The 21,767-nt window shown below is 58.8% G+C and carries 17 protein-coding genes and 1 pseudogene; 13 read left to right on the top strand and 5 right to left on the bottom strand.

Annotation, left to right across the window (positions count from 1 at the left end; genetic code table 11):
* Positions 1 to 132 precede the first annotated feature (132 nt).
* The 3 genes from Q0U90_RS08415 (at position 133) to Q0U90_RS08425 (ending at position 3,619) form a co-directional block, all read left to right on the top strand.
* Positions 133 to 1,329 (top strand): cysteine desulfurase family protein, encoded by a 1,197-nt coding sequence (locus Q0U90_RS08415; protein WP_297453541.1) that lies wholly within the window; start codon positions 133 to 135, stop codon positions 1,327 to 1,329.
* Between the two features lie 100 nt (positions 1,330 to 1,429).
* Positions 1,430 to 2,551, top strand: a complete 1,122-nt coding sequence (gene mnmA, locus Q0U90_RS08420) for a tRNA 2-thiouridine(34) synthase MnmA (protein WP_297453544.1) — start codon at positions 1,430 to 1,432, stop codon at positions 2,549 to 2,551.
* 27 nt (positions 2,552 to 2,578) lie between these two features.
* Positions 2,579 to 3,619 carry a methionine synthase gene (locus tag Q0U90_RS08425; protein WP_297453547.1) on the top strand — a complete coding sequence of 347 codons (1,041 nt, stop codon included), beginning with the start codon at positions 2,579 to 2,581 and terminating at the stop codon, positions 3,617 to 3,619.
* On the opposite strand, the gene Q0U90_RS08430 is transcribed toward Q0U90_RS08425, so the two are convergent.
* Positions 3,552 to 4,238: a TetR/AcrR family transcriptional regulator gene (locus Q0U90_RS08430; RefSeq protein ID WP_297453550.1), complete on the bottom strand. Its 687-nt coding sequence runs from the start codon at positions 4,236 to 4,238 to the stop codon at positions 3,552 to 3,554. The two genes, Q0U90_RS08425 and Q0U90_RS08430, sit on opposite strands and share 68 nt — an antisense overlap.
* A gap of 183 nt (positions 4,239 to 4,421) precedes the next feature.
* On the opposite strand from Q0U90_RS08430, the gene Q0U90_RS08435 reads away from it, so the two are divergent.
* On the top strand, positions 4,422 to 6,602 hold the full coding sequence (locus Q0U90_RS08435; RefSeq protein WP_297453553.1) for an MMPL family transporter: 2,181 nt from the start codon (positions 4,422 to 4,424) through the stop codon (positions 6,600 to 6,602).
* 33 nt (positions 6,603 to 6,635) lie between these two features.
* Here Q0U90_RS08435 and Q0U90_RS08440 read toward each other — a convergent pair whose 3' ends face one another.
* The gene (locus Q0U90_RS08440) at positions 6,636 to 7,316 is read right to left on the bottom strand and encodes a 3'-5' exonuclease (RefSeq protein WP_297453556.1); all 681 of its coding nucleotides are present in this window, start codon (positions 7,314 to 7,316) and stop codon (positions 6,636 to 6,638) included.
* 107 nt (positions 7,317 to 7,423) lie between these two features.
* On the opposite strand from Q0U90_RS08440, the gene ligA reads away from it, so the two are divergent.
* A complete protein-coding gene (gene ligA, locus Q0U90_RS08445; protein WP_297453559.1) occupies positions 7,424 to 9,511 on the top strand; it encodes an NAD-dependent DNA ligase LigA in 2,088 nt (695 codons plus the stop codon).
* Here ligA and Q0U90_RS08450 read toward each other — a convergent pair.
* Both Q0U90_RS08450 and Q0U90_RS08455 read right to left on the bottom strand, forming a co-directional pair.
* Positions 9,508 to 11,874, bottom strand: a complete 2,367-nt coding sequence (locus Q0U90_RS08450) for a glycogen/starch/alpha-glucan phosphorylase (RefSeq protein WP_297453562.1) — start codon at positions 11,872 to 11,874, stop codon at positions 9,508 to 9,510. The two genes, ligA and Q0U90_RS08450, sit on opposite strands and share 4 nt — an antisense overlap.
* A 101-nt stretch (positions 11,875 to 11,975) precedes the next feature.
* Positions 11,976 to 12,641 (bottom strand): amino acid-binding ACT domain protein, encoded by a 666-nt coding sequence (locus Q0U90_RS08455; protein WP_297453565.1) that lies wholly within the window; start codon positions 12,639 to 12,641, stop codon positions 11,976 to 11,978.
* Positions 12,642 to 12,868: 227 nt separating this feature from the next.
* Here Q0U90_RS08455 and gatC point away from each other — a divergent pair, with 227 nt between their 5' ends.
* From gatC to Q0U90_RS08490, 7 genes are all read left to right on the top strand, one after another.
* A complete protein-coding gene (gene gatC, locus Q0U90_RS08460) occupies positions 12,869 to 13,162 on the top strand; it encodes an Asp-tRNA(Asn)/Glu-tRNA(Gln) amidotransferase subunit GatC (RefSeq protein WP_297453568.1) in 294 nt (97 codons plus the stop codon).
* Positions 13,163 to 13,177: 15 nt separating this feature from the next.
* Positions 13,178 to 14,692 carry an Asp-tRNA(Asn)/Glu-tRNA(Gln) amidotransferase subunit GatA gene (gatA, locus tag Q0U90_RS08465; protein WP_297453571.1) on the top strand — a complete coding sequence of 505 codons (1,515 nt, stop codon included), beginning with the start codon at positions 13,178 to 13,180 and terminating at the stop codon, positions 14,690 to 14,692.
* Positions 14,693 to 14,776: 84 nt separating this feature from the next.
* Positions 14,777 to 15,862, top strand: a complete 1,086-nt coding sequence (locus tag Q0U90_RS08470) for an iron ABC transporter permease (RefSeq protein WP_297453573.1) — start codon at positions 14,777 to 14,779, stop codon at positions 15,860 to 15,862.
* Positions 15,863 to 16,663, top strand: coding sequence for an ABC transporter ATP-binding protein (locus Q0U90_RS08475; RefSeq protein ID WP_297453576.1), 801 nt, complete (start codon positions 15,863 to 15,865; stop codon positions 16,661 to 16,663). It abuts the gene before it with no gap.
* 12 nt (positions 16,664 to 16,675) lie between these two features.
* Entirely contained in the window at positions 16,676 to 17,800 is a 1,125-nt protein-coding gene (locus Q0U90_RS08480) for an ABC transporter substrate-binding protein (protein WP_297453579.1), read from the top strand.
* Between the two features lie 53 nt (positions 17,801 to 17,853).
* Positions 17,854 to 18,885, top strand: coding sequence for an ATP-dependent 6-phosphofructokinase (locus Q0U90_RS08485; protein WP_297453582.1), 1,032 nt, complete (start codon positions 17,854 to 17,856; stop codon positions 18,883 to 18,885).
* Between the two features lie 157 nt (positions 18,886 to 19,042).
* Positions 19,043 to 20,506: a hypothetical protein gene (locus Q0U90_RS08490; protein ID WP_297453584.1), complete on the top strand. Its 1,464-nt coding sequence runs from the start codon at positions 19,043 to 19,045 to the stop codon at positions 20,504 to 20,506.
* A 31-nt stretch (positions 20,507 to 20,537) separates the two neighbouring features.
* On the opposite strand, the gene Q0U90_RS08495 is transcribed toward Q0U90_RS08490, so the two are convergent.
* Positions 20,538 to 21,371: a class I SAM-dependent methyltransferase gene (locus Q0U90_RS08495; protein ID WP_297453586.1), complete on the bottom strand. Its 834-nt coding sequence runs from the start codon at positions 21,369 to 21,371 to the stop codon at positions 20,538 to 20,540.
* Between the two features lie 53 nt (positions 21,372 to 21,424).
* Here Q0U90_RS08495 and Q0U90_RS08500 point away from each other — a divergent pair.
* Positions 21,425 to 21,767: pseudogene (locus Q0U90_RS08500) on the top strand (Asp-tRNA(Asn)/Glu-tRNA(Gln) amidotransferase GatCAB subunit B); the annotation flags it as partial.

The following is a 21,767-nucleotide window of genomic DNA, read 5'->3' on the forward strand; positions in this document are numbered from 1 at the left end:
GTTGTAACTGATTTCTTGTTCGCCCCTGATTGTGTCCGTGTGGGCTGCCGGTGTGGACTTCCCGCGTGGGCAGAGAGTCTTAGCCTGTGGCGGGTAGTGAGCTTTAGGTGCGCCCGGCGTTATACTGCCTGCATGATTAATGACCACAGTGCTGCCGCTCCGAGCAAAAGGAGTGACGTGAAGTTGTCTACGAAGGCGCGCCACTTTGTGGATCATGCCGCCACCACACCACTGCGCCCAGAGGCACGCGCTGCGATGGTCGATAACCTAGATTTGGCCAATCCTTCGGGGCAGTACGCTACTGCCCGAATCGCGAAAAAGGTCCTGGAAGAGTCTCGCGAAGAGATTGCGGAGCTGCTCGGTGCTGATCCGATCGAGGTAGTTTTCACCTCTGGCGGTACGGAGGCTGACAATCTGGCGATTTCGGGCCTGTATTTCAAGGCCCCTGGCTCTGACATTGTGGTTCCGCCCATTGAACATGACGCAGTGTTGAAGACCTGTCGTCATGTGGAAAAGGAACACTGGGCGCGAATCGTCCCCGCCCCGGTGGACGCTGCTGGAAGGGTGGATGTAGAAGCCTTGCCCACGCTGGATAGGAACTCCACTGCGTTGGTTACCTGTATGTGGGCCAATAATGAAACTGGCGCTGTACAGCCAATCAGTGAGATTTCAGCACTCGCTAAAAAGGCGCGTGTTCCCTTCCATATTGATGCAGTGCAGGCTGCTGGTCACCTCCCCATAGATTTCCATTCCTCGGGTGCCGCAACAATGGCCATTTCGGCACATAAGTTTGGCGGACCCCGTGGAATCGGAGCACTGCTGGTGCGCCGAGACGTAACACTGTGTCCACATAACAATGGCGGCGGGCAGGAACGCGGCTTGCGGTCCGGAACTCAAGATGTCGCATCGGCAGCGGGCATGGCGGCTGGTTTGCGTGCGGCAGTTTCTGAGATGCAAGCCGAACAAGAGCGGGTAAAGAATCTCACTGAACAGCTCACCCATGCGATTGCTGGTATTGACGGTGCGATTGTGCACACCACTCAGCCGGCATTAGCTGGGCACGTGTACGCCAGTTTCCCCGGTGCAGAAGCGGATAGCCTCATTATGCTCTTCGATGCTGCCGGTATTGATTGCTCTACTGGTTCGGCATGCAGCGCAGGCGTTAATCGCCCCTCTCATGTGCTCGCAGCGATGGGTGTGAGTGAGCCGGAGGCGCGTTCGGCAATTCGGTTTACGTTGGGGTGGACGTCGACGCAGGGCGACGTCGATGCTGTTATTGCTGCATTGCCAGAAACCGTGATGCGCGCACGCAAGGCAGGTATGGCGTAGCAGGCGGCGCGCACTATGCGGGGAGCCGAACGATGGTACGGTGACACGAGCTTTCCAACAGTGGCAAAGCTAGGTGTACAGATCACAGAAAGGATTCACTATGCGTGTTTTGGCGGCTATGAGCGGTGGCGTCGATTCTTCGGTGGCAGCTGCTCGCGCACTAGCAGCAGGACACGAGGTTGTGGGTGTGCACTTAGCCTTATCGAAGGATCCGCAGTCCGTTCGTGCGGGCTCCCGGGGATGCTGTTCTCTGGAAGACTCCGGCGACGCGCGACGGGTATGCGATGAGCTGGGAATTCCGTTCTATGTGTGGGATTTTTCCGAGCGCTTCAAAGAAGAGGTCATGGATGACTTCTATGATTCGTACGAACGCGGCGAAACTCCCAATCCCTGCCTGCGTTGCAACGAGCGCATCAAGTTCGCAGCTCTGCTGGAACGAGGTCTGGCGCTCGGCTTCGACGCGGTGGTAACTGGTCACTACGCCTTGCTTGGCGACGATGGCCTGTTGCGCCGGGGCCGCGATATGAAAAAGGACCAGTCGTATGTCCTCGGAGTGCTCGACCGCGAGCAACTTAGGCACTCCCTTTTCCCGGTCGGCGATACCGAAAAACCCGAGATTCGCGAAGAAGCGCGCGATATGGGGCTGGGCACGGCAAATAAGCCAGATTCTTACGACATTTGTTTCATTCCGGACGGCAATACCCAGGCCTTTCTCGGCGCTAAAATTGGGCGTCGACCTGGTCTCATCGTAGATAAGGAGACCGGCAACACCGTTGCTGAGCACGACGGTGTCTACGGGTTCACGATTGGCCAGCGCAAGGGCATTGGCCTGCCGGGACCAATGGCTGACGGAAAGCCGCGCTATGTCACGGGAATCGATGCGGATACGGCAACGGTGACCATTGGCACTGCTGATGACCTCAACGTCAATGTGCTACAGGCTGACCGCGCTATCTGGTTGGCAGAACCTTCCGAGGTTGTGGCAGCGGCAGCTGATGGGAAACTACAGGTGCAGGTGCGTGCCCACGGCAAACCTGTGGACTGCACTATAGAGGTTACTGCTGGTCCCGATGACGAGGTCACTGGTCGAGGTGGCTCCTTTGAGCTAAAGCTCTCTGAACCAATGCGAGGCATCGCTCCTGGCCAGGCGGCAGTGCTTTACTACACTGATCCCGCTGGCGACTACGTGCTCGGTTCTGGCACGATTGTTGCTACTGTTTAACCCTTTCTTCAGGAGAGCGCGTTTTCCGTGACATCCTTTGTCGGTTTAGGCCCCATGCCGGGAATCAATCCCCACGAGGCAGCAGAGATCATTATTGGTGAATGCTTGGACGGACATGTAGCGCTGCCATTACTTCCTGCGCGCGGCCTCGGTGCTGATTTGATTGGCCGCACGGCTGTACTCATGGCCGACCTGAACGTGGATAGGGGAGCGCGGAGCTGGAAGATAGCCGACAGAGCCGGCCGGCTTCAATCCCGGGCACGTGATTTTCTCGCCCGTGACATTGATGCCTGCGAAGAACTGTGGGAAACGGCGCCTCAGCTGGTTCGCCTGGTAGCAGCTGGCCCCTGGACTATGGCAGCTTCCGTGGAAACTGCCGGAGGCAGATTAGTAGCAACAGATCATGGCGCGGTTTCCTACTTTGCTGAATCGCTGGCTGCTGGGCTCATCTCCCAAGCTGCTGACGTGCGGCGTCGCTTTGATTGCGCCGTGGAAGTCCTTCTCGTTGAACCGATGCTCAGCGCCGTTGCTCGCGGGGCAGTGCGCGCCCCATCAATGATGCTTGGGGTCAATGGCTACCTTCCAGCTGTCGGTTCGCGAGAGATTGCCGAGGAGTACCGCCGTCTTACAACCGAATTGCTTAACGACGGTATTGAGACCGTAATCGCCGTGGAGAAAATTGACGGCATTGATTTACGCGCAATCTCTGACTCCGGTGCCACCGGGCTGTGGATTCCGCATACTGAACTCTCGACGAATGCACACTTGGACTTTGTCGCTGCTGCGGTCGATAAGGGATTAGAGCTGCAGCTTGGCATCGTGCCCGTGCATGTCGCGGAGCGGGACGAATTTAGCGGAGAGGCCATCGGTAGCTCTCCCCGCGGAGTAGCTGAGCAGGCTGCACGGTTGTGGGAGGAATTGGGGTATTCCCATCAGGACCGCGCAACCAAGCTATCAATCGCTCCGGTGTCAGGGTTTGCGCACAGCGATGTTGATGAAACTATTGCTCAGCTTCGTGCGGGGCGCGAGACGGCTGAGCTGATGCGTCGCGCTGCGGGGGATTTGTAGCCTGTGCGGTAGCGGAGACCAAAATCGCTTCCACGGCTTCTTCATGCCACGCAATGTAGGTTTTCAACTGTTCGTCGTTAAGCGAAAGTGCTTCTACGGCGGTGACGGCAGAGTTGACAATGTTTTGGATTGTGCGGGCGACGAGAAAGCCCTGAGACTCGGCGAGACTGTCGAGCTTCGTGATTGCGACGACGAGAATGTCGTGTAGTTCGGCGTGGATTGCCCCGATTTCGCGCTGGGCATCTTGGTGAAAGTGGTAGGAGAAAACTGCCGTTCGCCACGCGTGTTTTGAGTCGCTGGCCATGCTGATGTTGGCGCGGACGAATGCGCGAGCAGCGGAAATAGGGTCCGGGGCCGCTTTCACGGATGTGGCAACGGCGGTTTTCCATTGGGGAAAATCACGCAGGACGAGCGCTGCGACCAGATCATCGACAGTGTTGTAGTAGCGATAGAAACTGGACCGAGCAATTCCGGCCTCCTTTGCGATCTCACCCACCTTAAGGGGTGCCTCTATGTCGCTAACTGCTTGTTGTGCGAGCAGGCTGCTCGCAGCATCCATCAGCTTTTCATTGACTTGTCGACGGTGTTCGACAACGGTGGCCGCAGAAATTCTAGGCATGGCGAAATCCTTGGTTTCTGAGAAAGAACGGAGCGTTCTTTCCGCTGATTTTATAAGTCACGGTGTTCTCATAATCTCAGGAACTGGAGATAATCCACAAGAATAGGCAGATAATCACCTAGAAAGGACATCCGCGTCATGTATCGGCGATTCAACGCTGCTTTATTTGGCACCAAACGACGCATGTGGCTCACCATCGTTATTTCGGTGCTGATAGTGGGGCTTCTATCAGCGGTGGCGCCCTCCGTGGAGGACGTAAAGACGAACTCCGGCGAAGGCCCGTCAGAGACGGCGCAGTCAATGGAAGCGAAGCAGCGTCTCCATGAGGCTTTTCCCACAGAACCCAATCTTCTACCTGCCGTCGTAGTGCTGACTTCAGACTCGGCGAAGACCACTGAGAAAGCTGCGCACGATGTCCTCGCCAACCTAGCTGAGCGAGACGGTGGATTTACTCGAGCACCGATTAGCCCTGTGTGTACCAGCCTGGGCAGCCAGGTCCTTCGTGAAGGTAAGTGCATCCCGGGCTCGCCGGAAGGAACCCGCAGCGAGGATGGAAAGACCGTAACCATCGTTGTCCCCACGGTGGGCGATGCTACTGAGAAGTCCTACCGCGATGACATTGATGCGCTGCGCGAGGATATCGCAGCGATTGCCGACAAAGCTGGCCAGGCTAATAATGTTGGCACGGTTGAAACTCACCTCACCGGCCCAGCGGGCATCGTCACCGATACTGTGAAGGTCTTTTCCTCAGGTGACCGAGTGCTCATGCTCGGAACCATTCTCTTGGTCCTAGTTATTTTGCTGCTGGTCTACCGTTCGCCGGTTCTTGCAATCCTGCCGTTGCTGGCCGTTGGCGTGGCAATGCAGCTGGCCCAGAGTGTCGGCGCGCTGCTCGCAGATGCTGGTGTGATTGAGATTAGCTCGCAGACTGCGTCGATTATGACGGTGCTGCTCTTTGGTGTTGGTACTGACTACGCGCTAATTATCAATGCGCGCTATCGAGAAGCCTTGGCTGCCCAGCGAGCGGCGGGGCAAGAGCTGGACCGCAACGCTGCAATGGTGGATGCAATGGGGCGTACGGGCGAGGTGCTCGCCAGTTCGGCAGGCACCATCATCCTGGCAATGATGGCGCTGCTATTTACTAAGTCGCCAGCGCTGCAGGGCTTCGGTCCGTACCTCGCTATTGGTGTGGCCTCAATGGCCATCGTCGCTGCCGTGTTCCTACCGGCCTTGTTCATCGCTGTGGGGAAGGCCGCATTTTGGCCGGGAGGCTATGACAAGGCGCTCCAGCGGGTTGACTCGAAGATGTGGACGAAGGTCGCCAATACCGTCGACAAGAAGCCAAAGGCCGTTCTGGCTGCAGGCTTGGCCCTGCTGATTGTGATGTCGCTGGGTTCCCTGAACTACAAGGAGTCTTTCAACTTCCTCACCGGTTTCCGCGTGGACACCGACTCGGCGGCAGGACAAGAAATCGCAGCCCGCGATATTGGTGCGGGCGAAATCGCTCCGACTACCTTGCTCATCGAAGGGAAGAATCTCAATTTACTGCAGCTGCAGCAGGCCGCTGATGACGTGGCAAAGAAGGATTCTGCAGATATTGCCCGAGTCAGTGTCACCGCCCGTGATATCACCGATGACGGTCAGACGGCGCGCATGACGGTTGTGCTCAATCAGGATCCGTATATCACAGAGTCCATGGAAGCTTTGGAGCCCATCAGCAATGATGTGCGCGATGCACTGAAGGCAGTTGGTGCTTCCGCAGACACGACAGTGACCGCAACTGGCGAAACCGCTGAGCTTCGCGACGTTCGTGCCGATCTCGACCGCGATATCAAGATGCTGGTGCCGGTGATGATTATCATCGTGGCAATCGTGTTGGCAGTATTACTCCAATCCTTGCTAGCACCGCTGTACCTGGCGGCGACACTGTTGCTGTCGTTCGCCGCCACGATGGGGCTGACTGTCCTTATCACGCTGAATATTCAGGGCGATGAGGGCATCGGTAACCGCGTGACCGCCTACATTCTGGTGTTCCTGATTGCGCTGGGTGTGGACTACACCATCTTTGTGATGAGCAGGCTGCGGCAGGAGATGAAGCACCACGATGTGCGTGAAGCGATGAAGATTGCTGTTGCCCGCACTGGCGGTGTGGTTTCTTCGGCAGGTCTGATTCTGGCGGCTACCTTCGCGGTGCTGATGACCCAGCCAATCCGTGAGCTCTACCAGTTCGGTTTGGGCTTAGCGCTAGGTATTCTGCTGGATACCTTCGTGGTCCGACCCTTCATTGTCCCGGCCATTGTCAGACTGATTGGCGCTAATGCACTGTGGCCGACGAAGCCGGAAACAGTGCCGGTAGAGAGCTAGTAAAAGATGCGCCGACTTTAAACGTCAGAGAAATCAAGCATCAGCGACGTCGGTCGGCCACCCGAAAGTGAAGTCCGATACATCGCGGCCTTGATTCGCCAGCCGACGCTGCAGGTTCTTCTTGTACTGGTAGTACGTGACGGCCTGCAGCTCCATCAGTTCTTCTCCCGACTTTTCGGTTAATTCCCGGAAGTGACGCGCCATCACCCATGCGATGCGCGCGGCAGCGAGAGCATCTTCGGTGGCATCATGTGCCCCGTCGAGGCGCACCTGATAATGGCGGGAGACATCAGTTAGAGTGCGCTTTTCGCGACGGTCTGGATCAAAGTAGTGGTCCAGCACGAACGGATCGACCACGAGGCCGTCAACGGTAAAACTGGGATCCTGCGAGCGCAGTACCGTCAAATCATAAGCCGCGTTGTAGGCCACGACGGTCAGCCCATCGCGCCAGGCGGCTTGCAGGCCCGCAATGGTATCCGCCAGTACTTCATCATGCGGATGCCCCTCCGCGCGAGCTTTTTCCGTGGTGATGCCATGCACATCGGCCGCAGCTTGCGGAATTTCGACACCGGGATCGGCGAGCATGATGGTGGAATCTTTGCCTTGCTCAGTCAGCCGGACCAGCGCAGAAGTGACAATTCTGCAGGTGCGGGGGTCCGTGCCGGTCGTCTCCAGATCAAACGCGAGCATGCGTCGCGGATCGAAATTATGCATGTCTCAACTGTAGCGGAGACCGCGGATTCGCAGAGAAGAGCAGGGACGGGACAGGGGCGGGCCAGGAGAATTTCAGTTCGATCGACGCATCCGGGCAATGACATAGAATGAGCGACGTGACTTCCTCGACCGATGAGAACTCCGACCTGTCAACTTCCGAGCCGGCTCCGGCAGATGTCCGGGAGAGGTGGCAAGATTTAGCAACTCGCATCCGAGAAAACGCCGCGCTGTATTACACCGCACAGCCGGTTATCTCTGACGCTGAGTACGACGAGATGTTCCGCCAACTGCAGCGGCTAGAGGAGCAGTGGCCCGACCTGGCGGTGTCGGACAGCCCGACGCAGCAGGTTGGTGCGCAGGTAAACACTCCTGCAGACGGTGAAGTATTCGAACCCGTTGAACACCTCGAACGCCTCTACAGCTTGGACAATGTTTTCGATGAGCAGGAGTTGCGCAGCTGGCTGGTCCGCACTCCGGCCAGCACGTACCTGACAGAGCTGAAAATCGATGGCCTATCCATCGACCTGGTCTATGAGCAGGGCCGCCTCGTTCGAGCCGCCACCCGTGGAGATGGCCGGGTGGGCGAAAACGTTACTGCCAATGCACGCACCATCGCAGATATTCCGCACGAAATCAGCGGCGAGAACATCCCGGACGTGCTCGAAGTGCGTGGTGAGGTCTTTATCTCGCTGGAAGAGTTCGAACGCATCAACGCCGACCGTGTCGACGCAGGCCAGAAGCCGTTTGCCAATCCCCGCAACGCCGCCGCCGGTTCACTGCGGCAAAAGGACGTTGCAGAAGTGGCAAAGCGCCGTTTGTCCATGATCTGTCATGGAATTGGTCATATCGAGGGCTGGCGTCCGCAGTCCCAGCACGAGGCCTACCGCGCCTTGGACGAGTGGGGCTTCCACGTGTCGCCGTATACAAAACAGGTTCATTCCGCGGATGACGTCGTCAAGCAGATGCAGTACTGGGGCGAGCACCGCCACGATGCCATCCACGAGATGGACGGCCTTGTGGTCAAGGTCGATTCTCTTTCTGAGCAGCGTGCACTGGGGGCGACCTCTCGTGCGCCGCGGTGGGCGATTGCCTATAAGTATCCGCCGGAAGAGGTTACGACCGACCTGTTGGATATTCGCGTCTCCATCGGCCGAACTGGTCGAGCGACACCGTATGCAGTCATGAAGCCAGTCTTTGTGGCGGGTTCGACGGTGGAGATGGCGACACTGCACAACCCGTCTGAAGTGCACCGAAAAGGTGTGCTCATTGGTGACCGCGTGACTATCCGCAAGGCCGGTGACGTGATTCCAGAGGTGCTCGGTCCCGTGGCCGATCTCCGCGACGGAAGCGAGCGCAAGTACATCTATCCGACCCTGTGCCCTGAGTGCGGTACACGTTTGGCGCCGGCAAAGGACAGCGACGCCGATTGGCGTTGCCCCAACACCCGCTACTGCCCAGGTCAGCTGCGTCGTCGAATTGAATTCCTCGCCTCCCGTTCCGGGTTCGATATTGAAAACCTGGGGGAGCGGGGTGCTGCCGATTTGATTCATCGCGGCGTGCTTGACGACGAGTCCCTGCTCTTCGACCTCACTGAGGAAGATTTGCTCGGCACTGAGGTCTACACCACGGCTTCGCGCAAGTCGCTCAATGCCAATGGGAAGAAGCTGCTGGCCAACATTGAGGCCGCCAAGGACAAAGAGCTGTGGCGGGTGTTGGTCAGCCTGTCCATTCGTCATGTGGGGCCGACAGTGGCGCGGACCTTGGCGCAGAAGTTTGGTTCGATGGAGGCGCTGCGGGTTGCGAGCCGCGAGGAGATTTCGGCCATCGATGGCATCGGTGAGATTATCGGCGATTCCGTGGCCGATTGGTTCGAGGTGGATTGGCACCGCGAGGTTGTCGAACGCTGGGAAGCCGCGGGCGTGCGCATGGCTGATGAGGTTAACGACCGGCCGGAGCAGGTGCTAGAGGGGCTGACCGTGGTGGTCACCGGTTCGTTGGAGGACTTCACTCGCGACAGCGCAAAGGAAGCCATTATCTCCCGCGGCGGCAAGGCAGCGGGGTCGGTGTCGAAGAAAACCGACTACGTGGTGGTTGGCGAAAACGCCGGCTCCAAGGCCACAAAGGCCGAGGAGCTGGGCTTGCCCATCCTCGATGAGGATGGGTTCAAGCGGTTGCTGGAAACTGGGCAGGCCTAAATCTTGGTCTCTTCCAGCTTCCAGACGTCGTTGGCGTAATCGCGGATGGTGCGGTCGGAGGAGAAGCGGCCCGAACGGATGACATTCAGGAAGCACTTCTTGGCCCATGCCAGCTCATCGCGGTAGTCCTCGGCCATACGGTCGCGAGTTTCACGGTAGTCGGCGAAGTCGCCGAGGACGTAGTAGACATCGGCCGGCTCGTACCCGTTGGACTCCAACAGCGAGAAGTGCAGGTCATGGAACATTCCGCTGCCACCGTCATCAAAAGTGCCGTCGATAAGCGAATCGACAGCGCGCTTGAGACCCGGCACCGTTTCGTAGGTGCCACGCGGGCTGTAGGTGCGACGCAGCTCTGGCAGGTTCTCTTCCAGCGCGCCGAAGATGTAGGCGTTCTCTTCGCCGGCGGCGTCGACAATCTCGACGTTTGCGCCGTCCATGGTGCCCAGCGTCAGCGCGCCGTTCATCATGAACTTCATGTTCGAGGTACCCGAAGCTTCCTTACCAGCAGTGGAAATCTGCTCCGAGACGTCGGTGGCCGGGATGATGTGCTCGGCCGGGGTGACGTTGTAGTTCTCAACGAAGGCGACCTGCAGGCGGCCGTCCATGTCCGGATCGTTGTTGACCTTCTCGGCGATAGCGTTGATGAACTTAATAATGGCCTTGGCGCGGACGTAGCCCGGAGCCGCCTTGGCGCCGAAGATGAATACGCGCGGCGGCACATCCAGAGCCGGATCTTCCTTGAGGCGGTAGTAGAGATCCAGGATGTAGAGCGCGTTGAGCAGCTGACGCTTGTACTCGTGCAGACGCTTAATCTGGGTATCGAAGATGGCATCCGGGTTCACCGAAATGCCCTGGCGGTGCTCCAACCAGGTGGCGAAGTCCTTCTTGTTCTCGTGCTTGATGTCGAGAATCTCACGCAGGACGGCCTCGTCGTCGGCGAACTTTTCAAGCTCAGTGAGCTTATCCAGATCGGTGACCCAGGCGTCCGATCCCGACAGGCGAGTCAGCAGAGCCGACAGGCGCGGGTTGCACTGGTTGAGCCAGCGGCGCGGAGTGACGCCATTGGTCTTGTTGTTGAAGCGCTCCGGCCAGATGTCGTGCCAGTCCTTCAACGTCTCGCGCTTAATGATTTCCGTGTGCAGAGCCGCAACACCGTTGATGGAGTAAGCGGCGTAGCAGGCAATCCATGCCATATGGATGCGGCCGTTGGAAATCGGTGCCATGTAGTCGATTTTGCCCTGGTCGAAGCCGCGCTCCGCCAAGTCTTCGCGGAAGCGGCGGTCAATCTCACGGGTAATTTCCAGGACGCGGCCGAAGAGGCGGTCAAAGATGGAGTATTCCCAGGTCTCCAGCGCTTCTGCCAGCACGGTGTGGTTGGTGTAGGCGAAGGTGTTGGACACGACGTTCCAGGCGTCGTCCCAGCTCATGTCGTGCTCATCCAGGAGCAGACGCATCAGCTCTGGGATGGCGAGCACCGGGTGGGTGTCATTGAGCTGAATGGAATTGTACTTGTGGAAGTCACGCAGGTCCTCGCCGTGATTCTCAATGTAGGAATCAATCATCGTCTGCAGTGACGCGGAGACGAAGAAGTACTGCTGGCGGACACGCAGGACCTTGCCGTCATAGGTCGAGTCATTCGGGTAGAGCACACGGCACAGGTCGTGGACGCGCTCGCGCTCGACGATGGCGTCGGTGAAGCGCTGCGAGTTGAAAGCGTCGTAGTCGAACTCGCGCATCGGCTCTGAGTGCCACAGGCGCAGCGTGCCGACGTTATCGGTGCCGTAGCCGGTAATTGGCATGTCATACGGAACTGCGCGAACGACCAAATCATCAAAAGCGACAATCTTGGACAGTTCCTCGCGGCGAATGACGAAGGGGTAGCCCTCTTCCATCCACGGGTCCGGGTGCTCCTCCTGGAAGCCGTTTTCGAAGGTCTGCTTGAACAAGCCGTAGCGATAGAGGATGCCGTAGCCGGTCACCGGCAGATTCTGTGTTGCACAGGAATCCAAGAAGCAGGCTGCCAGGCGGCCCAGACCACCATTGCCGAGAGCGGCATCGTGCTCAGCCTCCAGCACATCGGACAGGTTCTTACCGTACTTTTCCACCGCGGCAGAGGCCTCATCCACCAGGCCCACATTGAGTAGGTTGTTCAGCAGGGCGCGACCCATGAGGAACTCAGCGGAGAAGTAGTGCTGCTGGCGGGTGGCCGCGTACGCCTCCGTGGTGCGCTGCCAATTGTCTGCAAGGTCATCGACAACAACCCGTGACAGACCGGACCAGAATTCCATCTCTGTGGAGGACTGGGGAACGCGGCCGGACTCGGCGCGAATATGGGACCCGACGAGGTCACTCAAGTTCGACATCAAAGAAGCTCCTTATTGGACTGGTTTCGCTTCCAGACTCTACCGTTAAGCGCGAAACGATGCGCTTCATAGGGGAGGAGCCACTCCTCGTCAAACTACTGCTAGTCGATAATTGCCCCGACAATCGTGCCAATGCGTCCCAGATGCTCAACCTCACTGGGCAAAAAGTCCGGCCCTCCGGGGCGGCCAATGATGAGGACCAGGCCCTTGCCCATTGGGGTAGCGGCAATGGAGGAATCCATAACTGTCCAGTCCTCCGGCAACCATGCATCTGCTTCCGGGTCCAGATTGCGCGGTGAGTGAATTGGGGCAGCCGGTAGCGTCTTGCCGTTGTCCTCGGGGGCCGCGCTAGACGAAGCCAGGCGCACCCACTGCCCATCGCTGTGCTCTCCGAGCACAATTGCCCAGCCTGCAGTCATCGTCTGTGGCAGGCCGTCGACAATCTCGCCGAGGGCGCGGTCCAGGTTGTTGGTGTGCTGCGAGAACTTGGCCAACAGCGCAATCTGGCCGCGGCGGTCAACTGATCCGGAAAAGGGTCGAATCGAATCAACTTCGACTCCGCTGATGGACTGAGCGGCGGTAATCAGCGTGTCCGGCAGCATTCCCGTAGGCAGGTCGACCACGATGTCGTCGATAACAATGCCGCCAGTGCCGTGGTGTACGACATCGACGCTGCGAATGTCACCATCTACTTCGCCCAGTGCAGCCGCGACGTATCCAAGCGAGCCTGGTTCGTCGGGAAGCTGGATACGAAGGAGGTAACTCATGGCTGTGTGCACAACCTTTCGGATAACTGATAGTGATTCTTGCGGTGTAACTATAGAAGCAGTGATTTAGGCTACAGGGTAAACCTTTGAAATGTAAGACCCTGCGGACAACTGCTTGACGGCAACGACTACTGTAAGCAAGTACAGCCCGCTAGCGCGGTTTACATTCAGTTTCAACTAAACTTCGGTGCACTAGCTTCGTACGAAGAAATGAAAGGGGTACTAGCGTGCCAGCTATCTCACGTGATGAGGTCGCCCACCTAGCGCGATTGTCCCGTCTGGCTCTGACTGACGCGGAACTCGACGAGTTCGCCGGTCAGATTGACGGCATTATTAACCACGTCCAGGCCGTTCAAAAGGTGGCTGCGGATGATGTGGAGCCGATGAGTCACCCCTCTTCGCTGTCCGGTGTGATGCGCGAGGACGTCGTCAAGCCGACACTGACTGCGGAGCAGGCCCTGGACCAGGCGCCGTCCCAGGAGCGTCAGCGCTTCGAAGTTCCCCAGATTCTCGGCGAGTAGGAGTACGTGGAAGAAATGACTGCAGCTAACCCGAACCTGCATGCCGCTGTTGCCGAGGACCCGATTCTGGGTCTGAGTGCTTTCGAGCTCGCACAGAAGATTCACGCTCGTGAGCTGACCTCGGTGGAGGTTACCCAGGCGTTCCTCGACCGCATCGCGGCGATCGATGAGGACATTCACGCATTCCTGCACGTCGGTGCTGAAGAGGCACTGGCGGCAGCTCGCAAGGTCGACGAGTCGCTGGACGCTGGCGAGGAGCCGGCCTCCGCACTGGCCGGTGTGCCGCTGGCGCTGAAGGACGTCTTCACCACCACCGACGCCCCGACGACCTGTGCGTCCAAGATGCTCGAGGGCTACATGAGCCCCTACGACGCGACGGTTACCGCCAAGCTGCGTGCAGCCGGTATCCCAATCCTGGGTAAGACCAATATGGATGAGTTCGCCATGGGCTCGTCGACCGAAAACTCCGCCTACGGCCCGACCCACAACCCGTGGGACGTGGAGCGCACCGCAGGTGGCTCCGGTGGCGGATCCTCGGCAGCTCTGGCCTCCGGTATGGCTCCGCTGGCAATCGGTACCGACACCGGTGGCTCTATCCGTCAGCCGGCAGCTCTGACCGCAACGGTCGGTGTGAAGCCGACGTACGGCACGGTATCCCGCTACGGCCTGGTTGCCTGTGCCTCCTCGCTGGACCAGGGCGGCCCGACCGCGCGCACGGTACTGGACACCGCGTTGCTGCACGAGATTATTGCTGGCCACGACGAGAATGACTCGACCTCTACGGATCAGCCAATCGCTGACGTGGTGGCTGCCGCCAAGGAGGGTGCTACTGGTGACCTTTCGGGGGTCAAGGTCGGCGTCGTCAAGCAGTTTGACCGCACCGACGGCTACCAGGAAGGCGTGTTGGACAGCTTCCACGAGGCCGTCGACAAGCTGAAGGAAGCCGGCGCGGAGGTCGTCGAGGTCGACTGCCCGAACTTCGACCACGCACTGAGCGCGTACTACCTGATTCTGCCGTGTGAGGTCAGCTCCAACCTGGCTCGTTTCGACGGTATGCGCTACGGTCAGCGCGTCGGTGACGACGGTACCCACTCGGCCGATGAGGTCATGGCTATGACCCGCGCCGCTGGTTTTGGTGATGAGGTCAAGCGCCGCATCATCATCGGTACCTACGCGCTGTCGGTCGGCTACTACGACGCCTACTACATCCAGGCACAGCGTGTCCGTACCCTGATTCAGCAGGACTTCGAGCGCGCCTTCGAGCAGGTGGATGTCCTGATTTCGCCGACCACTCCGACCACTGCATTCAAGCTGGGGGAGAAGGTCGACGATCCGCTGAGCATGTACATGTTTGACCTGTGCACGCTGCCGCTGAACCTGGCCGGTATGTGCGGTATGTCTGTGCCGTCGGGCCTGGCGGGAGACACCGGCCTGCCGGTGGGTCTGCAGATTATGGCTCCGCGTCATGGCGATGACCGGCTGTACAAGGTGGGCGCTGCCTACGAAAAGGTGCGCGGTCCAATCGCCTAATAGGTGCTAGCAGGTTTGCAACCGTCGTTTTCTCACTCAGGTGAGGAAGCGGCGGTTGTCGCCGTTTTGGGGAAAGTTTCATATATGCGCAGGAGCGCAAACAAGGAAAGAGTAAGAGCGAAGGAGCCACCGCGCTTTTTGCCGTGGATTTATGGGCTGGTCATTATAATTGCCATCGCGGTCAGCCTGGTCGCGGCCGTGGTTTTCGGCTCGGCGGACATCACCTGGTCCACCACGACGCAGGTAATCTCGCACCACTTGTTCGGCACTGAGCTGGATGAGTCCGTCCCAGCGAGCTCGGACACCATCATCTGGAATCTCCGTGCTCCCAGGGGAATTCTCGCCGCCATTGTCGGTGCGGGGCTGGCGGTCTCTGGCGTGGCTATGCAGACGCTAGTGCGTAACCCACTGGCAGACCCGTATCTGTTGGGTATTTCCGCAGGCGCCGGTGCCGGTGCTACCGCAGTGATCATCTTCGGTGCTTTCTCCGGCAGCCCCATCGCGCCGCTGACGTTCGGCGCGCTGCTCGGTGCGGTGATGGCAACGCTCGCAGTCGGCGCCTTCGCCAGGGCCGGGGGAGGGCTGACCCCATTGCGCCTAGTGCTGTCCGGCGTGGTGCTTTCCGCGGCGTTTTCGGCGCTGAGTAGCTTCATGGTCTTCGCAGGCCCCGACCCGAGAGCCGCTCAGTCGGTGATGTTCTGGATGCTGGGCTCCGTCGCTGGCGCGACGTGGATAAAGACGCTCTTTCCACTGGTTGTTCTCATTGCAGTGCTACTGTTTTTCCTGGTCAAGGCCCGACATCTGGACGCGCTGGCAACTGGTGAGAGCACTGCGGCGGCCGTGGGCATCGATGTTTCGCGGCTACGTACGCAGGTATTTGTGCTACAGGCGGTGCTCGTCGGCACGCTCGTGGCGGTCTCTGGTGGCATTGGGTTTGTCGGTCTGGTGATTCCGCACTTGACCCGCATCTTGGTGGGCGCCACGCATCGCGTTGTCTTGCCAGTGGCCGCGCTCATGGGTGGACTGTTTCTCATCTGGGTGGACATCATCGCTCGTGTAGTTGGCGGCAGCCAAGAAATGCCGCTGGGTGTGGTAACGGGACTTGTCGGTGCGCCACTCTTCCTCTATCTGATGAGTCGCTCGCACTACAGCTACGGAGGTGCCGAGTAAATGACTACCCCACAAAAGTCTGTACTTTCCGCCAAGGATGTGCGTTGCGATATCGCCGGTCGCACCATCGTCGGCGGCGTCAATCTCGACTTCGGCACGGAACCCATGACTGCCATCATCGGAGTCAACGGCGCGGGCAAGTCCACTCTGCTGCGTGCTCTCGGTGGAATCACGAAGCCGTCTGCTGGTGATGTCGAGATTAACGGCACATCCATGACCGCGATTAGCTCGAAGAACCGTGCCCGCGCCCTCGCCTTTGTCGCGCAGAACGAAGTTCCACCCGCGGAAATGCGGGTACGTGACTTCGTCTCACTCGGCCGCTTGCCCTACCAGCGCCTCTTTGCTGGCAACACTGCCGAGGACAATTCCCATGTCGATCGCGCATTGGAACTCGTAGGGCTCGAAGCGGTCGCGCAACGCCCGTGTGGGCAGCTCTCGGGTGGGCAACGGCGTCGCGTGTGTCTTGCGCGTGCCATCGCCCAGGACTCGCCAATCATGCTTCTCGACGAGCCCACCAACCACCTTGACGTGCGCCACCAGCAGTCCGTACTGCGCCTGGCCCGCTCCAGCGGAGCCTGCGTCATCGCCGCCATCCACGACCTGGACCTGGTGATGAACCACTTCGACCGCGTCATCGTGGTCGCAGACGGCGGTATCGCGGCCGATGGTATCCCCGAAGAAGTGCTTACCCGCGACTTTGTCGCCGACATCTTTCAGGTCGAATCCTGTCAGCTCAATTCCCCCTCCGGTCGCCGCCACCTCGCCATCGACAGCGAGCTAGGTGTGACCACCAACAGTTAGGAGTATCCTACCATGAATAACACACACGCTTTCCGACGTCCCTTGCGCGCCTCAGCCGCTGGTGTCGCTGTGGCCGCACTGGCATTTGGAGTTGCCGCCTGTGGTTCCGACGAGGGTACGCACGCGTCGTCGTCAGGCATTACCCTCACCAACTGCGGTGAAGAAGTCAGCTACCCGGGTGTGGCGAAGAAGCTGCTGATCAATGACGGCAATATTGCTTCGCTGGCGCTGGCTGTGGGGGCCGCAGATGAAATCACGGCAGTGAGTTCCATGGCTTCGCACCTGCCGGTGCTGACTGCAGCCTACGGTGACGAAATTGCCCAGAAGCCGGAAGTGGCGAAGGAGTACCCGAATCTGGAGCAAGTTATTGCGGCCGAGCCGGACTTGATGCTGGCGGGCTGGGGCTATGGCTTTAGTGAAGACAAGGGGATTACCCCGGAGTCGCTGTCCGAGCACGGGATCGGCGCTTATATTCTGACCGAGTCCTGCCGCAGCAGTGACGATGCCGCAGCAGGTGAGGGCGGCAGCGGTGACCCTGGGCATGTCCGTGGCCTGGTGGATCCGTGGGAAGCCGTCAAGCTTGACTTGAAGAACATCGCTACGCTGACCGGTCATGACGGTGAGGGCGACAAGGTCATTGCCGATATTGATGACCGCCTGAAGGCACTGGACGACGCACCGAAGGGCGACAAGAAGCCGGTGGGATTCCTCTTTGACTCTTCAGGCGATGCGCCGTTTACTTCCGGTTCTTTCGGCGCGCCACAAGGCATCATGGACAAGGCCGGCGCGGCCAATGCCGCCGAGTCAATCAAGGACACGTGGACCACGATGTCCTGGGAACATGTTGCGGAAATGGAACCCGACTTCATCGCGCTCGTGGAATACCCGGGTCAGACCTTCGAAGAGAAGATTAAGGTCCTGCGTACGAACCCGGCGACCAAGGATTTGAAGGCGGTCAAGGAGAATCGCTTTATTAATCTGCCGTATGCCATGTGGACAGAGTCGCCACTGAACGTCGATGCCGCCGAGTACGTGCGCAAGGCGCTGGAGGAGTACGGTCTCCTGCCGGCATCGGATGTCACGACGAAGATGGAACTGCCATCCGAGTTGCCGGGGCAGGAATACCTGCAAAAGTAGTTTTGACCAATGCCGTCAAGCACGAACTGACTAACGCGACTAAGGTAGGCATCATGCGAATTGCGACCCTTACCTCCGGTGGAGATTGTCCCGGTCTGAATGCCGTCATCCGTGCAATTGTCCGTACCAGCTCGAGCGAGTACGGCTCAACCGTCGTCGGTTTCGAGGACGGTTGGATTGGCCTCATGGAAGACCGTAGGGTTCAACTTTATGACGATGAGCGGATTGACCGCATGCTGCTGCGTGGCGGCACCATGCTGGGCACCGGTCGCGTACACCCGGACATCCTCATGTCTAACCTCGACCGCATTAAGGAAAACCTCGCTGATGCGGGAATCGATGCCCTCATTCCAATTGGCGGCGAAGGCACGCTGAAGGCTGGCAAGTGGCTTTCAGACAACGGTGTGCCGGTTGTTGGTGTCCCGAAGACCATTGACAACGACGTCAACGGAACTGACTACACCTTCGGCTTCGACACGGCCGTGGCGGTTGCCACAGACGCTGTCGACCGCCTGCACACCACGGCGGAGTCACACCAGCGCGTCATGATCGTTGAGGTCATGGGGCGTCACGTTGGGTGGATTGCCCTGCATGCGGGCATGGCCGGTGGTGCACACCATATTGTCATTCCGGAAAAGCCGTTCGACATCAACGAGATTGTGAAGTCGATGGAGCGCCGCTTCCAGATGGGCGAGAAGTACGGCATTATTGTCGTTGCTGAAGGCGCGACTCCGAAGCCGGGCACTATGGATTACGAAGAGGGCGGTGTTGACCAGTTCGGTCACCAGACCTTCAACGGTATCGGCCAGGTCATTGGCGCGGAGATTAAGAACCGCACTGGCTATGATGTCCGTACTACGGTGCTGGGGCACATCCAGCGTGGTGGTACCCCAACTGCGTACGACCGCGTCCTGGCCACCCGCTACGGTGTCCACGCTACCCGCGCAGTCCACGAGGGGGACTTCGGCAAGATTGTCGCGCTGCACGGCGAGAACATCGAACGCATCGACATCGACGATGCGGTCTCCGAGCTGAAGGTCGTCCCGGAAGGCCGTTACCGCGCTGCTGCTGCGCTGTTTGGTTAAGCGTGTCGGTTAAGCACGCTTTGCTAAACAATTAGGCAATTCTTTATAACAAAATAGACATACTGCCCGGGTTGGTGTATTAATCACCTGCCCGGGCAGTATGCTTTATAGAGTTCCGATTTTTGAAAAATAGACATATATTTAGGATTTTCTCGCTATGTGGAAAAGAGCCACAGCAATTGCAATGGCCTTCGTGGGCCTAACTGTCGGTGCCGGATTCGCGTCCGGCCAGGAAATGATGCAGTACTTCGTGGCATTCGGCACAAACGGCCTATGGGGCGTCATTCTCGCCTCCGTCGTGATGATTGCCAGCGGTTTGGCAGTGCTGTCAATCGCCAGCTACTTGCAGGCAGACGAGCATTCCGAGGTCTTCGACGTCATCACCCGAAACTGGGTTTCGAAGATTCTGGACATCGCCGTGATGATCACATTGTTCTGTACCGGCTTCGTCATGTTTGCCGGTGCGGGTGCGAACTTGAACCAGCAGTTTGGACTGCCGGTGTGGATTGGTGCCGTGATTATGGTCGCGCTGACCTTGGGGGTCGGCATGCTGGATGCGGACAAGGTCAGCCGAATAATCGGCATGATTACCCCGTTTATCATCGTGTTCCTGCTCGGTGCCGGTATCTACACTCTGTTCACCAACGACACGTCGATGTCGGAGGCCGCGCAGTACACCACTGAATTGTCGACTTCGTTGCCGCACTGGTCAATTTCCGCCCTGAACTATGTCGGTTTCTGTGTGATGGTGGCCGTATCGATGTCCATCGTCATTGGCGGTAGTTACCTGAACCCACGAGAGGCCGGCATCGGTGGTTTCATGGGCGGCACCATCTACGCAGGTCTGTTGACACTTGTGACCTTCGCTCTCTTCTTCAAGGTCAAGGACGTTGGACACGAGGATATGCCGACTTTGGCAATTGTCAATGAGATCCACCCAGTTCTGGGCACCGTGATGGCAATCATCATCTACGCGATGATCTTCAATACCGCCATCGGCATGTTCTACGCGCTGGGCCGCCGCCTGACGCGCAACACCCCGCACCGCTTCCGTTTGGTGTTCATCGTGACCGTGCTGGTTGGCTTTGGCCTGAGCTTCTTCGGTTTCAAGACTCTGGTCGGCTCTATCTACCCGGCCCTTGGTTATGTCGGTATCGCTCTTATCGTGATTCTGTGCGGCGCGTACCTGACTGGACGCAACAAGCTGATGGAAGAGTCGAAGCGTCGCGGTCGCATCCGCAAACTCGCTCGCCGCAAGATGCACCCGAACAAGAAGTTCACCACGGCGGATCAGAAGAAGCTCGACCGCGCTTTGGCAAACTCCAACATCTCCAATGTCGACCTTCAGGAAAGCGTCCGCGACGACATCGTGGAGGAACTGGTCAGCGACGACAATGTTGACTTCACCGAGGACGACGCCGAGCGCATCGTTGAAAAGGACAACGAGCGACTGGAGAAACTCTCCGAAATCGAAGAAGCTTCTGACGAAGACGACCCCCGCGAGACTGCGAAGAACTCCTTCCCAGGCGAAGCTACAGCTACTGCGCCGAAGAAACTGGCCGGACAGACTAAGAACGCAATCAAGCGTGTGGCGAAGCCGAAGCCGAAGAAAGAAAACTAGCCCGTCTCACTAGCTCGTCTGGCTAGCGCGACTAACTAACGCGAAAATAGAAGGCATCGCACCGATAGGGAAGGGCGATGCCTTCTTCGTATGTGTGCCCCAAATGCTCGTGGAGGTACCAGTGTAAGTTTGCCTCCACCTTCTCGCGTGTGGCTGGTTTCGAGCGAAGCCAGTAGGAGCGTGTCCGAGCCAGTAGTACGACATCCTCGATGGTCACGGTCTGTTCCCAGGTCAGTCGTACTTCATCGACCAGATCCAATTCTGGTCCTACCTCCGGGTAAAAGCCGGGGCGTAACACGTCACCGGCGTGCATGATGCGGCTAAGCCGATGTACCCACGGCACGGAGACATCCAAAGTGTTCCACACCAGCATGGCCACGCCACCCGCACGCAACACCCGCGCACATTCTCTACTTGCAGCGGCCGTGTCCACCCAGTGCCAGGTCTGCGCGCACGTTGCCACATCGACGCTGTCAGATTCCAGCCCCGTGTGCTCCGCAGTGCCGTCCAGGCATTTCGCCGCTGGCACATTGTGCGGTAGCGCCTGCCGCATCGCGGTGGAGGGATCGAGGGCCAGCAGGGTGGCGTCGCGGTAGACGTCGGCAAGCGAGGCGGTGAACTTTCCGGTGCCGGCGCCGATATCGACGACCACCTGTGGGCACGGCGCGAGACGGGCAAGCGCGTCAATGACCGCCGGCGGATATCCGGGCCGCACGCGGTGATAACCGCCCGCACCGTCGGCACTTTCCTGCAGGTTCTCGTCGAAAGTGGCACCTGCGCGGTGGCGATCGGCAGCGTCGCGGAACGTCGGCGTATCGCGCGCTGACGTCGGGGGAATCGGTGGGTGTTCGTTAACTTCGGGCACGAGATATACCCTAGGGCACGCGCGCGGTGCCATCGCTAGTAGACTTTACAAACATGACCGCTGCATACGCTGATGACTTGATGGACTTTGATGAGGTCCTCGAACGTTTTGACCCAGTAATGGGCATGGAGGTCCACGTCGAGCTTTCGACGAAGACCAAGATGTTCTCCTCCTCCTCGGCAAACTTCGGTGCCGAGCCGAATAGCAACGTCGATCCCTGCAGCCTCGGCCTGCCGGGTGCGCTGCCCGTGGTTAACCGTCAGGGCGTTGAGTGGGCTATCAAAATTGGCCTGGCGCTGAACTGCCAGATCGCTGAGTCCTCTCGCTTCGCGCGCAAGAACTACTTCTACCCGGACCAGCCGAAGAACTACCAGATTTCGCAGTACGACGAGCCGA

Origin of the sequence: uncultured Corynebacterium sp. (assembly GCF_946998835.1) — a bacterium.
Taxonomy (GTDB): domain Bacteria; phylum Actinomycetota; class Actinomycetes; order Mycobacteriales; family Mycobacteriaceae; genus Corynebacterium.